The sequence below is a fragment of the Bacillus sp. FSL K6-1003 genome (assembly GCF_037964945.1).
In the GTDB taxonomy this organism is placed as follows: domain Bacteria; phylum Bacillota; class Bacilli; order Bacillales; family Bacillaceae; genus Bacillus; species Bacillus mojavensis.
Genome location: NZ_CP150176.1, coordinates 3,920,595 through 3,937,146 on the forward strand (window position 1 = coordinate 3,920,595; position 16,552 = coordinate 3,937,146).

The 16,552-nt window shown below is 44.6% G+C and carries 12 protein-coding genes; 9 read left to right on the forward strand and 3 right to left on the reverse strand.

The annotated features are described in order from the left end of the window. Window positions 1-41: 41 nt before the first annotated feature. The gene (locus tag NSU16_RS19990) at window positions 42-1,190 is read right to left on the reverse strand and encodes a glycerate kinase (RefSeq protein ID WP_339191804.1); all 1,149 of its coding nucleotides are present in this window, start codon (window positions 1,188-1,190) and stop codon (window positions 42-44) included. Window positions 1,191-1,383: 193 nt separating this feature from the next. Between NSU16_RS19990 and gntR the strand changes: the two genes are divergently transcribed. The 6 genes from gntR to ahpF all read left to right on the forward strand — a co-directional run bounded on the left by gntR (window position 1,384) and on the right by ahpF (window position 8,856). Continuing rightward, complete coding sequence (gene gntR, locus NSU16_RS19995) at window positions 1,384-2,115, forward strand: gluconate operon transcriptional repressor GntR (protein ID WP_339191805.1); 732 nt, start codon at window positions 1,384-1,386, stop codon at window positions 2,113-2,115. After that, window positions 2,108-3,649, forward strand: coding sequence for a gluconokinase (gene gntK / locus NSU16_RS20000; protein ID WP_339191806.1), 1,542 nt, complete (start codon window positions 2,108-2,110; stop codon window positions 3,647-3,649). The genes gntR and gntK overlap by 8 nt, the downstream gene beginning before the upstream one ends. Before the next feature lie 28 nt (window positions 3,650-3,677). Then, window positions 3,678-5,024 carry a gluconate permease GntP gene (gene gntP, locus NSU16_RS20005; protein ID WP_168749245.1) on the forward strand — a complete coding sequence of 449 codons (1,347 nt, stop codon included), beginning with the start codon at window positions 3,678-3,680 and terminating at the stop codon, window positions 5,022-5,024. 23 nt (window positions 5,025-5,047) lie between these two features. Next, window positions 5,048-6,460, forward strand: a complete 1,413-nt coding sequence (gene gnd / locus NSU16_RS20010) for a decarboxylating NADP(+)-dependent phosphogluconate dehydrogenase (protein ID WP_326330095.1) — start codon at window positions 5,048-5,050, stop codon at window positions 6,458-6,460. 289 nt (window positions 6,461-6,749) lie between these two features. Then, a complete protein-coding gene (gene ahpC, locus NSU16_RS20015; protein ID WP_010332567.1) occupies window positions 6,750-7,313 on the forward strand; it encodes an alkyl hydroperoxide reductase subunit C in 564 nt (187 codons plus the stop codon). A 13-nt stretch (window positions 7,314-7,326) separates the two neighbouring features. Then, window positions 7,327-8,856 carry an alkyl hydroperoxide reductase subunit F gene (gene ahpF / locus NSU16_RS20020; protein ID WP_151174649.1) on the forward strand — a complete coding sequence of 510 codons (1,530 nt, stop codon included), beginning with the start codon at window positions 7,327-7,329 and terminating at the stop codon, window positions 8,854-8,856. 105 nt (window positions 8,857-8,961) lie between these two features. Here the strand turns inward: ahpF and bglA are convergent, their stop codons facing one another. Beyond that, on the reverse strand, window positions 8,962-10,401 hold the full coding sequence (gene bglA / locus NSU16_RS20025; protein WP_326334094.1) for a 6-phospho-beta-glucosidase BglA: 1,440 nt from the start codon (window positions 10,399-10,401) through the stop codon (window positions 8,962-8,964). Between the two features lie 13 nt (window positions 10,402-10,414). Beyond that, a complete protein-coding gene (locus tag NSU16_RS20030; protein WP_339191807.1) occupies window positions 10,415-12,283 on the reverse strand; it encodes a beta-glucoside-specific PTS transporter subunit IIABC in 1,869 nt (622 codons plus the stop codon). A gap of 157 nt (window positions 12,284-12,440) precedes the next feature. Between NSU16_RS20030 and NSU16_RS20035 the strand changes: the two genes are divergently transcribed. From NSU16_RS20035 to fbp, 3 genes are all read left to right on the forward strand, one after another. Then, window positions 12,441-13,151, forward strand: coding sequence for a GntR family transcriptional regulator (locus NSU16_RS20035; RefSeq protein WP_339191809.1), 711 nt, complete (start codon window positions 12,441-12,443; stop codon window positions 13,149-13,151). Between the two features lie 69 nt (window positions 13,152-13,220). Next, entirely contained in the window at window positions 13,221-13,382 is a 162-nt protein-coding gene (locus tag NSU16_RS20040; RefSeq protein WP_019259985.1) for a hypothetical protein, read from the forward strand. Window positions 13,383-13,619: 237 nt separating this feature from the next. Continuing rightward, window positions 13,620-15,545 (forward strand): fructose-1,6-bisphosphatase, encoded by a 1,926-nt coding sequence (fbp, locus tag NSU16_RS20045; protein WP_268370108.1) that lies wholly within the window; start codon window positions 13,620-13,622, stop codon window positions 15,543-15,545. Window positions 15,546-16,552: the final 1,007 nt, after the last annotated feature.

A 16,552-nucleotide genomic window follows, 5' to 3' on the forward strand; every position in this document is an offset into this window, starting at 1 on the left:
AAAGGAGGGTGAATATGCACGGGCATGTGCTTGCCCCGGCTTTATATCAGATACATCGTTTTCGCCAGTTTTAAGGATGCCGCAATGTTTCTTGCCGTTCTTTCCATATTCTCGGCTGCATGCCCAAGTGCGTCTGCAAGGGGCACGGCTCCCGGCACGATGCTAAAAAGGGCATCCATCCCGTGTGCATAGACTGCATCACTGTCTCGCGAAACGGATCCCGCAAGTCCAATGACAGGCACATCGTATGCCTTAGCCGCTTTGGCCACGCCAATCGGCGTCTTTCCGTAAACTGTCTGGCTGTCAATCCGCCCTTCGCCGGTAATCACAAGATCTGCATCCTGAACCTCGCTTTCAAACTGGACCGCATCGAGGACGATGTCAATGCCTCTCTTCAAATCAGCACGGAGAAAAGCAAGAAGACTCCATCCGAGACCGCCTGCTGCACCGGCGCCCTCTGTTTCCCTGAAGCTTGTTTCAAGCGTTTTCTCTGCCACATCCGCAAAGCGGGACAGATTCTGGTCAAGGATACGCACCATGTCAGGCGTGGCGCCTTTTTGAGGACCGAAAACAGCGGAAGCCCCTTTTGGCCCTGTTAACGGGTTATCCACGTCGCAGGCGACTTCGATTTTTACATTTCGTAATCTGGGATCAAGTCCTGCCAAATCTATTGAAGAAAGCTGAGAAAGCGCACCGCCTCCGGTTCCAATTTCATGGCCTGATTCATCAAGAAGCCTCCCGCCCAGCGCCTGAACCATCCCGGCTCCGCCATCGTTTGTGGCGCTTCCGCCGATTCCGATGATCAAATGCTCTGCACCCGCATCAAGAGCGGCTCCGATTAATTCTCCCGTTCCTTTAGTAGATGTGGCAAACGGATTTCTCTTCTCTGCGGGCACAAGGTGCAATCCCGATGCGGCAGCCATCTCAATCACAGCCGTTTTTCCGTCTCCCATTAGGCCAAAAAACGCTTTTACTGGTTCCCCGAGCGGACCCGTAACCATCTGCTCTTTTATGATTCCGCCTGTGGCATCGATTAATGACTGTACCGTTCCCTCACCGCCGTCCGCCATCGGCAGCTTCCGATATTCAGCATTCGGGAAAACTGTTTTGAAGCCTCTTTCTATGGCGTGAGCCGCCTCCAACGCTGATAAGCTTTCCTTAAAAGAATCTGGTGCAATAATGATTTTCATCCAATCGCCTCTTTCAAAAAGTGATGATTTACAGTGTCTTTTCTTCAATTTACCATAATTACATTTGGCGATATATACCAATTTACAAGGAAAAATTTTATTAAAAATTAGAAATGAAAGTGTTTGCATTAATAAAACATTCACGTTATCATACTTGTATACAAGTATACTCCTTAGTGAAGAAGGTGAGCGTATGCTAGACTCCAAGGACCTGTTATATCCCGCAAAATGGCTTTCAAAAGCGTCAACCGGCGTTCGCGTTGCATGCGAGCTGAGAATGCGAATTATTTCAGGCATGATTGAAAGCGGTACCATTCTATCAGAAAATACAATCGCGGCTGAGTTTTCAGTAAGCCGTTCGCCGGTTCGCGAAGCGTTAAAAATACTGGCTTCCGAAAAAATCATTCGTTTAGAACGAATGGGAGCGGTTGTGATTGGGTTAACTGAAAAGGAAATCGCAGAAATATACGACGTGCGTTTATTATTAGAAACGTTTGTCTTTGAACGGCTTGTCAAAATCGACGTTGAGCCTTTAGTCAAAGATCTCAGCAAGATTCTAGAAATCATGAAAGTCTCCATCAAATACGAGGACGCGGACGAGTTTTCATTTCAGGATGTGTTATTCCATGAAACGATTATCCGCGCCATTGAGCACTCATACATTCAGATGATCTGGAACAATCTAAAACCCGTAATGGAAAGCTTTATTCTTTTATCAATGCGGGTACGGTTAAAGGAAAAGTACGAAGATTTCTCAAGGATTCTGGACAACCATGAGCTATATATTCAAGCGATCAAAACAAAGGACAGGGCGCTGATGGTTCAGTCTCTGCACCAGAATTTTGACGATGTGCAAGAAAAAGTAGAGGACCTCTGGCTCTCACAACAAATGCTGGCAAAAGGAGCTGAACACCAAAATGACTAGTTATATGTTAGGAATCGATATCGGTACGACCAGCACAAAAGCTGTATTATTCACTGAAAACGGAGAAGTGGTACAGAAAGAAAGCATCGGCTACCCGCTCCATACACCGGACATCTCAACAGCTGAACAAAATCCGGAAGAGATTTTTCAGGCTGTCATCCATACAACTGCAAAAATCACGAAACAGCACCCGGAAAAACAAATCTCATTTATTTCCTTCAGCAGCGCCATGCACAGCGTCATTGCCATGGACGAAAATGATCAGCCGCTGACGCCATGCATCACGTGGGCAGACAACCGAAGCGAAGGCTGGGCGCATAAGATTAAAGATGAGCTCAATGGGCATGAGGTTTACAAACGAACAGGAACACCCATTCATCCGATGTCACCGTTAAGCAAAATTACATGGATCACAAACGAACGAAAAGAAATTGCTTCTAAAGCCAAAAAATATATCGGCATCAAAGAGTACATTTTTAAACAGCTATTTAATGAGTATGTAATCGATTACTCATTGGCATCAGCGACAGGGATGATGAACCTGAAAAGCTTGGATTGGGACGAGGAAGCACTGACGATCGCAGGCATTACGCCGGATCACTTATCCAAACTCGTGCCGACAACCCAGATCTTTCAGCACTGCAGCCCGAAATTAGCGATACAGATGGGAATCAATCCGGACACACCTTTTGTCATCGGCGCAAGCGACGGCGTACTGTCCAATCTCGGTGTGAATGCCATTAAAAAAGGAGAAATCGCCGTTACGATCGGTACGAGCGGCGCTATCCGAACCATTATCGACCAGCCGCAAACCGACGAAAAGGGGAGAATTTTCTGCTACGCGTTAACGGACAAGCATTGGGTCATCGGCGGTCCGGTGAACAATGGGGGCATCGTTCTTCGCTGGATCAGAGATGAATTTGCTTCATCAGAAATCGAAACAGCGACAAGACTGGGAATTGACCCGTATGACGTGCTGACAAAGATTGCTGAACGCGTCAGACCGGGTTCTGACGGCCTGCTGTTCCATCCGTATCTCGCCGGGGAACGCGCTCCCTTATGGAACTCGGATGTACGCGGCTCATTTTTCGGCCTGACCATGTCACATAAAAAAGAACATATGATACGTGCAGCATTAGAAGGGGTCATTTACAACCTGTACACTGTGTTCCTGGCACTAACAGAATGCATGGACGGACCGGTCACCCGAATTCAAGCGACTGGCGGCTTTGCAAGATCAGAGGTTTGGCGGCAAATGATGTCGGATATCTTTGAATCAGAGGTTGTCGTTCCGGAAAGCTATGAAAGTTCATGTCTCGGCGCCTGCATTTTAGGCCTGTATGCGACAGGGACAATCGATTCGTTCGATGCCGTGTCCGACATGGTCGGCAGCACGTACAGACATACGCCAATTGAAGATTCGGCCAAAGAATATAGAACATTAATGCCAATTTTCATTAATCTATCAAGATCATTAGAAAATCAATATACCCAAATTGCAAATTATCAAAGAAGCCTAATTACACACAAATAGCACATGACATGAAGGGGAGGGCATTACCATGCCGTTAATCATTGTTGCACTTGGGATCCTAGCTTTACTGATTTTGATTATGGGCTTAAAATTAAACACATTTATCTCATTACTGATCGTATCATTCGGCGTGGCACTGGCACTTGGGATGCCGTTTGATAAAGTTGTCAGTTCCATTGAAGAAGGTATAGGGGGGACACTTGGCCACATCGCACTCATCTTCGGACTCGGTGCGATGCTGGGCAAGCTGATTGCTGATTCAGGCGGCGCACAGCGTATAGCAATGACGCTCGTCAACAAATTCGGCGAGAAAAATATACAGTGGGCTGTTGTGATTGCTTCATTTATTATCGGAATCGCGTTGTTCTTTGAGGTAGGATTGGTTCTCTTAATCCCGATTGTATTTGCGATTTCTAGAGAATTGAAGATTTCTATTTTATATCTCGGTATTCCGATGGTCGCAGCATTATCCGTCACACACGGTTTCCTGCCGCCGCACCCGGGACCGACAGCGATTGCCGGGGAATACGGCGCAAACATCGGTGAAGTGCTGCTGTACGGCTTCATTGTTGCTGTTCCGACAGTTCTGATTGCAGGGCCAATATTTACAAAGTTAGCGAAAAAAATCGTTCCTGCATCATTTGCGAAAAACGGGAATATTTCGTCACTCGGCACACAAAAAACATTCAAGCTTGAAGAAACACCAGGCTTTGGAATCAGTGTATTTACAGCAATGCTTCCGATTATCATCATGTCGATCGCTACCATCATTGATTTGCTTCAGGAAACAATAGGATTTGCGGATAACAGTTTCCTGGCTTTCATCCGTTTAATCGGAAATGCATCGACTGCCATGATCATCTCACTGCTCGTTGCTGTTTACACAATGGGAATCGCACGCAACATTCCAATCAAAACCGTCATGGACTCTTGTTCTACAGCCATCTCGCAAATTGGCATGATGCTGTTGATCATCGGGGGAGGCGGCGCCTTTAAACAAGTGTTAATCAACGGCGGTGTCGGCGACTACGTAGCAGATTTATTCAAAGAAACGGCATTATCACCGATTCTGCTGGCATGGCTCATTGCAGCGATCCTGCGCATCTCCTTAGGATCAGCAACCGTTGCCGCATTAAGCACGACGGGGCTCGTCATTCCATTGCTGGGACAGTCCGATGCCAACCTTGCATTAGTGGTGCTCGCAACTGGCGCGGGAAGCGTCATCGCTTCACACGTCAACGATGCCGGCTTCTGGATGTTCAAAGAATATTTTGGATTAAGCATGAAAGAAACATTTTCCACATGGACCTTACTGGAAACAATTATCTCCGTTGCTGGACTAGGATTTATTTTATTGTTAAGTTTAGTTGTATGAAATTATTGAAGGAGATGTAACACATGTTCAATACAATTGGTGTCATAGGCTTAGGCGTAATGGGAAGCAATATCGCCTTAAACATGGCAAATAAAGGCGAAAAAGTCGCCGTCTATAATTACACCAGGGATTTAACGGACCAGCTTGTGAAAAAGCTGGATGGACAATCGTTAAGCCCGTACTACGAGCTTCAAGATTTTGTTCAATCACTAGAAACACCAAGAAAAATCTTTCTGATGGTCACAGCGGGAAAACCGGTCGATTCCGTCATCCATTCGTTAATGCCTTTGCTTGAAGAAGGAGACGTCATTATGGACGGAGGCAACTCCCACTACGAAGACACAGAAAGAAGATATGACGAGCTGAAGGAAAAAGGAATCGGCTACTTAGGAATCGGCATTTCCGGCGGGGAAGTCGGCGCATTACAAGGGCCTTCCATCATGCCGGGCGGAGATCGAGACGTCTATGAAAAAGCCGCTCCGATCCTGACCAAAATCGCAGCGCAAGTCGGAGAAGACCCTTGCTGTGTCTACATCGGGCCAAAAGGGGCAGGGCACTTTACAAAAATGGTGCACAACGGCATTGAGTATGCAGATATGCAGCTGATTGCAGAAGCCTATACATTTCTTAGAGAAACGCTTCGTCTGCCGCTCGAAGAAATTGCCAGCATCTTTGAAACATGGAATCAAGGTGAGCTGAAAAGCTATTTAATAGAGATTACAGCGGAGATTTTACGGAAAAAGGACGAACATACAGGTCAGCCGCTGATCGATGTCATTCTTGATAAAACCGGCCAGAAAGGCACAGGAAAATGGACAAGCATGCAAGCCATTGATAACGGCATTCCATCCGCTATTATCACCGAGTCCTTGTTCGCCCGCTACCTGTCGTCCTTAAAAGAAGAACGTATGGCGGCTGAACCATTGTTAGCCGGTCCGGAAACAGAGGAAAAACATTACGATAAGGACCTCTGGATTGAATACGTCAGACAAGCCTTATACATGGGAAAAGTATGCGCCTACGCACAAGGCTTTGCTCAATATAAAATGTCATCTGAGCTTTACGGATGGAACCTGCCGCTGAAAGACATCGCTTTGATTTTCCGCGGCGGCTGCATCATCCGCGCGGATTTCCTAAATGTCATCAGTGAGGCATTCCAAGAGCAGCCAGATCTCTCAAACCTGCTGATTGCACCTTATTTTTCAGAAAAATTGAAAGCCTATCAGACAGGCATGCGAAAAGTCGTTTGCGAGGGCATCAGCGCCGGCAGCGCGTTCCCATGCTTAAGCACCGCGCTCTCTTACTACGACGGCTACCGTACAGGGCGTTCCAACGCCAACCTATTACAGGCGCAGCGCGATTATTTCGGCGCCCATACGTACGAGCGGACAGATATGGATGGCGTTTTCCATACCAATTGGTCTGATGCAAACTAATAGATAAAGCTGACAGCTGGAGCTTTTATACCAGCTGCCAGCTTTTTTTATAGGATAAACTCACATATCACAACTAATTGAGAATCAAACATATAAAATTTAATATGTGTCAAAGTGCAATTTATGCTGATCACACCAGCACTTTCCTTCACGATGAGTGGAAAAAGAGAAAATAATTAAGGGGTTTTGTCTTGACAAAAAATATATATTAATTAATAATTCATATATAATTAGAATTATTATTGAAAGCACTATTGCTTTCTAAACCATTTTTAGGAGGAATAACATTATGTCTTTAATCGGTAAAGAAGTACAACCATTCGAAGCAAAAGCATTCAAAAACGGTGAATTCATCGATGTAACAAACGAATCTCTAAAAGGTCAATGGAGCGTATTCTGCTTCTACCCAGCAGATTTCTCTTTCGTATGCCCAACTGAGCTTGAAGATCTTCAAAACCAATACGCTGCACTTAAAGAATTAGGTGTTGAAGTGTACTCTATCTCTACAGATACTCACTTCGTACACAAAGGCTGGCATGACAGCTCTGAAAAAATCGGCAAAATCACTTACGCAATGATCGGTGACCCATCTCAAACGATCTCTCGCAACTTCGATGTGCTTGACGAAGAAACTGGTCTTGCTGACCGCGGAACATTCATCATCGATCCAGATGGCGTGATCCAAACTGTTGAAATCAATGCAGGCGGTATCGGCCGTGACGCAAGCAACCTGATCAGCAAAGTAAAAGCAGCACAATACGTTCGTCAAAATCCAGGTGAAGTTTGCCCGGCTAAATGGGAAGAAGGCGGCGAAACGCTTACACCTAGCCTTGATCTAGTAGGTAAAATCTAAGGAGTGCATTCAATTGGTACTTGATCCAAATATCAAAGCACAATTAAATCAATACATGCAGCTAATTGAGAACGACATTGTTCTCAAAGTGAGTGCAGGTGAAGATGACACTTCTAAGGACATGCTGGCTCTCGTTGATGAGCTGGCTTCCATGTCATCTAAAATCACTGTTGAAAAAGCTGAATTGAACAGAACGCCAAGCTTCAGTGTGAACCGCGTCGGAGAAGACACTGGCGTCACTTTCGCCGGTATTCCTCTTGGACACGAATTCACTTCTTTAGTGTTGGCATTGCTGCAAGTGAGCGGCAGACCGCCTAAGGTAGATCAAAAAGTCATTGATCAGGTGAAGAAGATCAGCGGTGAATACCACTTTGAATCTTATATCAGCCTGACATGCCATAACTGTCCTGACGTTGTACAAGCTTTAAACATGATGAGCGTGCTGAACCCGAACATCACTCACACCATGATTGACGGTGCGGCATACAAATCAGAAGTTGAAAGCAAAAACATTATGGCAGTGCCAACGGTTTATCTAAACGGCGAATCCTTCGGAAGCGGCCGTATGACCCTCGAAGAGATTCTTGCGAAAATGGGCAGCGGCGCAGATGCATCTGAGTTTGCTGACAAAGATCCTTACGACGTTCTTGTTGTCGGCGGCGGACCTGCCGGCGCAAGTGCAGCCATTTATACGGCGCGTAAAGGAATCCGCACAGGTGTTGTCGCTGAACGCTTCGGCGGACAGGTTCTCGACACACTGAGCATCGAAAACTTCATCAGCGTAAAAGCAACTGAAGGACCGAAGCTTGCTGCAAGTCTTGAAGAGCACGTGAAGGAATATGATATTGATGTCATGAACCTTCAGCGCGCAAAACGACTTGAGAAAAAAGATCTGTTCGAACTTGAACTCGAAAACGGTGCTGTCCTGAAAAGTAAAACAGTCATCCTTTCAACAGGTGCCCGCTGGCGCAATGTCAACGTACCTGGTGAACAAGAGTTCAAAAACAAAGGTGTCGCATACTGCCCGCACTGTGATGGCCCATTGTTTGAAGGCAAAGACGTAGCCGTTATCGGCGGCGGAAACTCTGGTATCGAAGCAGCGATTGATCTTGCAGGTATTGTCAATCACGTCACTGTGCTAGAGTTCGCGCCGGAACTGAAGGCAGACGAAGTCTTGCAAAAACGTCTCTACAGCCTGCCAAACGTCACTGTACTCAAAAATGCACAAACAAAAGAAATCACAGGCGATCAGAGCGTAAACGGCATCACATACGTAGACCGCGAAACAGGCGAAGAAAAACACGTTGAACTCCAAGGTGTATTCGTCCAAATCGGTCTCGTGCCAAACACTGAATGGTTAGACGAAACCGTTGAACGCAACCGCATCGGCGAAATCGTAGTCGACAAACATGGCGCTACAAGCGTCCCAGGCTTATTCGCTGCCGGCGACTGCACAGACGGCCCTTACAACCAAATCATTATTTCAATGGGATCAGGAGCAACTGCCGCTTTAGGCGCGTTTGATTACCTTATCCGTAACTAATATGAAAAGCCGCTATGCTGCTCGAGCTGCAGTATAGCGGCTTTTTTGCCCATCAAAAACCCGAACCAGGCACTTCGGTTAAGTGCTCGATTCGGGTCATCTGCTTTATAATTCCTCACCATTCGTTTGAATGACGTTTTTGTACCACTCAAATGAATCCTTCTTATACCGCTTCATGGATCCGTTTCCTTCGTTGTCACGATCAACATAGATCATGCCGTAGCGTTTTTTCATTTCGCCTGTTGTAAAGGAAACGATATCAATAATGCCCCACGGCGTGTAGCCGATTAAATCTACACCGTCATAAGTGACCGCTTTTTCCAGTGCTTCAATATGTGATTTCAAATATTGAATACGATCCGGATCATGGATAGTACCGTCCTCTTCAAGAGTATCAACCGCCCCAAAGCCGTTTTCAACGATGAATAATGGAATTTGGTATCGATCATAGAGACGATTTAATGTGTATCTTAAACCAGTCGGATCAATTGCCCAGCCCCAGTCACTGGATGTGATGTACGGATTTTCAACACTATTCGGCAATCCGCCGTTTACGACATCTCCCGTATTGTCATTTTCGACATCGCTTTTCACAGTTGTCGACATATAATAACTGAAGCCCAAATAATCGACTGTCCCATTTCTCAAAATCTCGTCATCGCCATCTTCGAACGTGATATTGTATCCTTCTCTTTCAAACTCTTTTAACGCATACTTTGGATAATAACCGCGAACCTGCACATCCGGGAAGAAATAACGCTGTCTCATTTCTTCTTCAGCAAGCATCACATCTTCCGGATTAGAGGAGTAAGGATAAATCGGCACATGTGACACCATGGCCCCAATTTGGAACTCAGGGTTGATTTCCTTTCCTTTTGCCACTGCCAATGCGCTTGCAAGTAACTCATGGTGCGCCGTTTGGTACATGACTTCCTTGGCATTTTCATTTTCTCCGACCACAACTCCTGAGTTCGTCCATAGGAACAGAGGGTTGTTCACATCCATCTGGTTGTTGATCTCGTTAAACGTCATCCAATACTTCACTTTATCTTTATATCGGTTGAAGCAAACCTCAGCAAATTTGACGAAAAAGTCTGCGACTTTTCGATTTCTGAAGCCGCCGTATTCTCTTGCAAGATGCAGCGGCAGTTCAAAATGAGACAGGGTAATCACCGGCTCGATTCCATGCTTCAGCAATTCATCAAATACATTATCGTAGAACTGCAAGCCTTCTTCGTTCGGTTCAGCCTCATCGCCTTTCGGGAAAATCCGGCTCCAGCCGATGGACGTCCGCAAGCATTTTAATCCCATTTCCGCAAACAAAGCGATATCTTCCTTGTATCTGTGATAAAAATCAATGGCTTCATGGTTTGGATAAAATTCGTTCTCTTCAATGGACTCCGTGATTTTTCTCGGTACGCCGTGCGCACCCGCTGTCATCACATCGACGACACTTGGCCCTTTACCGCCCTGATTCCATCCTCCTTCAAATTGGTGGGCAGCTAAAGCGCCGCCCCATAAGAAATCCTTCGGCATTTTTTCCATGTTATATTCCTCCCTAGCTTACGACTGTAAATAATTTTTGATTTAACGCACTTACTTCAAGATCCTCGATGAGAATTTCCTGATACGCATGTGAATTCGTGATGATGACTGGGGTAATCGTTGTTAACCCTTTCTGTTCAATGAGTGCTTTATCAAATTCGGCAAGCACCTCGCCTTTTTTGATTGCATCTCCCTCTTTCACCTTTAAGGCAAAAGGAGTTCCGTCTAACGTCACTGTATCCAGCCCGATGTGCACAAGCAATTCGACGCCAGACGCCGAACGAAGGCCGATCGCATGCTTTGTAGGCGCGACCATGACGACGGTTCCGTCAAACGGAGCATAGAGCTTATTATCGGTTGGCTCGATCGCCAAGCCTTGTCCCATGGCACCTGAGCTGAATACCTCATCAGGCACCTTAGAAAGCGGAATGACCTTGCCGCTAAACGGAGCATATACGGTTTCTTCATTTGCCTGTGCCGTTTGAAGACTTTCCTTTTCCGGCTGTGCAGCTGTATCTTCACCATAGCCAAAGATCTGAATCAGCACAACAGGAAGAACCACCGCAATCGCAGCACCGATTAAAATACCCCAGATGGACGTCGGGAATTGTTCATTGATGCCATTCACCATCGTTAGAGGTCCCGGAAGTCCGGCATATGCAAAGTAATACGGATTAAAGAAACTGGCCGTGATGGCACCAACCGCCCCGGAAATACAGCCAAAGATAAACGGCTTCTTAAATCTCAAGGTCACACCGTAGATCGCCGGCTCAGTAATGCCAAACAGTCCGGTGACCCCAGCTGACACACTGACTTTTCTCGTTTCCTTATTTCTCGCCTTTAAGATAACGCCAAGCACTGCGCCAACCTGTGCAACCACCGCAATCGTTTGATACGCCTGGAATGAATCCCGTCCGTATAGATCATAGTTCGCCAATACCATAGGCGTAATGCCCCAATGTACACCAAAGATCACGATGACCTGCCAGAATGCGCCGATGATGGCTCCAGCCAAAGCCGGCACGTTTTCCGCCAAGAAGTTGTAACCGTTTGCAATTCCATTTGCGCCCAATGTTGTCACAGGGCCAATGAGGACAATTGTTACTGGCACCATAATGACCATACATAGGAAAGGAACAAATAACGGTCTGATCACTTCGTTCATTCTCTGATTCAAGAATCGTTCAAGGTAAGACAAAATCCATACTAAAAATAATGGCGGCAGCACGGAAGACGTGTATGTCGTTTGCGATAAAGCAATCCCTAAGAAGGAAATGCTCTTTCCGTCTGCGATTTGAGTCGCCATCTCCGCCCATGTCGGGCTGACTAACGCGGCACAGCACGCCACAGCTATATACATGTTGGTTTTAAAATGGTTTGATGCCGTAATCGCGATAAAAATAGGCAAAAACGTAAACGGCGCCCAAGATATAAAACTAAAAACCTGATAAGTTCCCGTTTTCTCAAAGCCATCAAACAATAAATTAATAAGAATTAATGCACCTTGCAAAATACCGGCCGCAGCCAAAATGTACACAAATGGCGCGAATACCGCTGACATGGTCGCGATAACACGGTTCAGGATCGTTCCTTTATTTTCGCTCTGGTCACCAGACAGATCAATATTGACCAGCTTCGAAAACGCTTCGAAAACGTCCCCTACATGCTGTCCAATGACAATCTGAAATTGCCCGCTGTTCTCTATGACCGTAATCACGCCGGGCATGGATTTAACGATATCTTTCGCTTGCGGCTTAGACCGCTTCAGCACCAAACGAAGCCTGGTTGCGCAGCGAGAAGCCCCTATCACATTCTCTTCCCCGCCTACCGCCTCCAAAATGTCTTTTGCTAGTCTCGTATAATCTCTCACTTTCCCCGACATTTTCACCCACCCCTTTGTTTTGGTTACGCTTTCATTATAATTGTACCGGTATAATTTATCAATACTCTAACAAAGTATTTATACCTTTATCAAATCTGTAAGCGGTTTATGCTATAATTTTGACAAGTGAAACTAAACGAATGAATGAGGAATGCGTATGTTAAAGTACCAGCAAATCGCAGAGGAAATTGAAAAGTATATAGAAGAACACGAGCTTAAACAGGGAGATAAGCTGCCAGTGCTAGAAACCCTCATGGCCCAGTTTGAGGTCAGCAAAAGCACAATCACAAAGTCTCTGGATCTACTGGAACAAAAAGGCGCGATCTTTCAGCTCAGAGGAAGCGGCATTTTCGTCCGAAAGCATAAACGAAAAGGCTACATCAGCCTCCTGTCGAATCAAGGATTTAAAAAAGACCTCGAGGATTTCAATGTCACCTCAAAGGTCATTGAACTAGACGTGAGAAAGCCGACACCGGAAGCGGCAGAAAATCTCAACATCGGACTTGATGAAGACGTCTACTATGTCAAAAGGGTCCGCTATATCAACGGCCAAACCCTATGCTTCGAAGAATCCTATTACAACAAATCCATCGTGACGTACTTGAACAAGGAAATTGTGTCTCACTCAATCTTTCATTACATCCGGGAAGGATTGGGACTGAAGATTGGCTTTTCTGATTTGTTTCTTCACGTGGGCCAGCTTAATGAGGAAGAAGCGGAGTACTTGGGGCTGGAGGCAGGACTTCCGAAGCTTTATATAGAGAGTATTTTTCATCTGACAAATGGGCAGCCGTTTGATTTCTCGAAAATCTCTTATCATTATGAGCAGTCGCAGTTTGTGGTGCAGGCGAATAGTTTTTTGTTGTAGGGCAGCTGCACCTTGCTTCTAATGAAGAAACACCCCTCTTCTATCAATCAACTATGGAAGGTGGTCGACATGTACAAAATCATCATTCCTGCCATACTAGCCATCTTCGTGCTCTGGATACTATTACAGATTTCACTAGAGATGAGCATCTTTAAGAATCCAATGAATTACTTTATCGTATTCATTATCTTCTTTCTCTTTATAAAGATGGTGAAAGAAAAACAACAATAGTTTCCTTTTGAACGACTATAAGAAACCAGATTTGTATTGAATCTGGTTTTTTTGTGTTTCATTTTATCCTCACTCATTTCGCCACCCTCTTTCCCTCATTTTCATTGTCTCTAAAAGGAGTTATGCGTTACTATCGTATAAGGATCCAATGTTTAAAAATAATGACATACTTTTAAATTAACCTGATATGCACATGCTCATAAATAGGGGTTTATTCTAAAAAGGGGATGGACGGTTTTGGAAAGCAAGTACTTAGATTTACTCGCACAAAAATACGATTGTGAAGAAAAAGTGGTAACGGAAATCATTAATTTGAAAGCGATACTGAACCTGCCAAAAGGCACCGAGCATTTTGTCAGTGATTTGCACGGGGAGTATCAGGCCTTCCAGCACGTGCTGCGTAATGGTTCAGGACGAGTAAAAGAGAAGATACGCGACATTTTCAGCGGTGTCATTTACGATAGAGAAATTGATGAATTAGCAGCGTTGGTGTATTACCCGGAAGACAAGCTGAAGTTAATCAAACATGAATTTGATGCGAAAGATGCGTTAAACGAGTGGTATAAAGAAACGATTAACCGAATGATTAGGCTTGTTTCTTATTGCTCCTCGAAGTATACCCGCTCCAAACTGCGTAAAGCACTGCCTGCCCAGTTTGCTTATATTACGGAGGAGCTGCTATACAAAACAGAACAAGCTGGCAACAAGGAGCAATATTACTCCGAAATCATAGACCAGATCATTGAACTTGGCCAAGCCGATAAGCTGATCACCGGCCTTGCTTACAGCGTTCAGCGATTGGTGGTCGACCATCTGCATGTGGTCGGCGATATTTACGACCGCGGACCGCAGCCGGATCGGATTATGGAGGAGCTAATCAATTATCATTCTGTCGATATTCAGTGGGGAAATCACGATGTCCTTTGGATCGGTGCCTACTCCGGTTCCAAAGTGTGCCTGGCCAATATTATCCGCATCTGTGCCCGCTATGACAACCTGGACATTATTGAAGACGTGTACGGCATCAATTTAAGACCGCTGATGAACTTGGCCGAAAAATACTATGACGATAATCCAGCGTTCCGTCCAAAAGCAGACGACAACAGGCCAGAGGATGAGATTAAGCAAATCACAAAAATCCATCAAGCGATTGCCATGATCCAATTCAAGCTTGAGAGCCCGATTATCAAGAGACGGCCGAACTTTAATATGGAAGAACGCTTGTTACTAGAGAAAATTGATTACGATAAAAATGAAATCACGCTGCACGGAAAAACATATCAGCTGGAAAACACCTGCTTTGCGACAATTAATCCCGAACAGCCAGATCAGCTATTAGAAGAAGAAGCAGAAGTCATAGACAAGCTGCTATTCTCTGTCCAGCATTCCGAAAAGCTGGGCCGTCATATGAATTTTATGATGAAAAAAGGCAGCCTTTATTTAAAATATAACGGCAACCTGTTAATCCATGGCTGTATTCCTGTCGATGAAAACGGCAATATGGAAACGATGATGATTGAGGATAAACCGTATGCGGGCCGTGAGCTGCTCGATGTATTTGAGCGGTTCTTACGGGAAGCGTTTGCCCACCCGGAAGAAACCGATGACCTGGCGACAGATATGGCTTGGTATTTATGGACAGGCGAGTACTCCTCCCTCTTCGGAAAACGCGCCATGACGACATTTGAGCGGTATTTCATCAAAGAAAAGGAAACGCATAAAGAAAAGAAAAACCCGTATTACTATTTACGTGAGGACGAGGCAACCTGCCGAAACATCCTGGCAGAATTCGGCCTCAATCCAGATCATGGCCATATCATCAACGGCCATACGCCGGTAAAAGAAATCGAAGGAGAAGACCCAATCAAAGCAAACGGAAAAATGATCGTCATCGACGGCGGCTTCTCCAAAGCCTACCAATCCACAACAGGCATCGCCGGCTACACGCTGCTATACAACTCCTACGGCATGCAGCTCGTCGCCCATAAACACTTCAACTCCAAGGCAGAAGTCCTAAGCACCGGAACCGATGTCTTAACGGTGAAACGATTAGTGGACAAGGAGCTTGAACGGAAGAAAGTGAAGGAAACGAATGTGGGTGAGGAACTGCTGCAGGAAGTTGCGATTTTGGAGAGTTTGCGGGAGTATCGGTATATGAAGTGAGGGATATGGGGTTCAGAGATAGCTTTCTCTGGGCTCTTTTTTTAGTTTTTCATTTAGCACAGGCTAACAGGGTCTGTTTATTTGCTCATTATAATATTCTCAACATTTAAATTCGTAAATATGTAAATAATACAATTGCAAATATTGAAAGTCAGCTATTTTGCAAAATAAAAACAAAAAAATTGAATTATCCGAGTATCAAATCACCCAAAAAAGATTATATGAGGTAACATGAAAAATAAGGACAGGTATCGCTACAGACGTGTTGAAAGGGAGCTCTTATTTCTGTAGTAGGGTCTACGATATACTTTTCGAGTATGTTTATCCATTTGCCGGTTACCCCCATAAGCCGATGCATACTTTTTTGCATTTATACAATGATGTTCAAAGCTTACCTGTTCCGAACAAAAAAAACTACCTTATTAAACTATTTTCCCCCTACTTATGGTACGATTCATCGTGGTGTATTAAAATAAAATTCTAACAGAATTCATTCCCCTTCTGTTTGGTTTCCTCGCATTAAATTTTTCTCAATATTTCTAAATTAAACATAAACAAGTTTAAAAGTTTTGTATGACTTTAACTATTAAATAATCTATATGTATCTAGCATTGGTTTCGTCAATCCTTTAATTAATTCCATTGATATGGTATTCATCTTTTTTATTCATAAACTATCCATGAATCTGGTTCTGCAATTTCAACATTACACCACCCATACAATCTGAAAATAACCTTATGTTGAGAAATTAATTTTGATGCAGCATGAATTTTATTGAAGACAGTTTATACTGTTCTCTTCCTTTATCTCTATTTATTTTATTTTTTATTTGACCAAAAATTCCGGATTATATCCTCAACGATACCTTTTTGAAAGACTTCTCAAAAGCTCTGATAATAAAAAAGTTATGCCCCGGGTAACTATTCACATTAATTAGTACTTCGCTCAAGACTGGCAGTGGGTACAAATAAAAAACAATCATGTATGAAAACAAATACGGAAAAAGC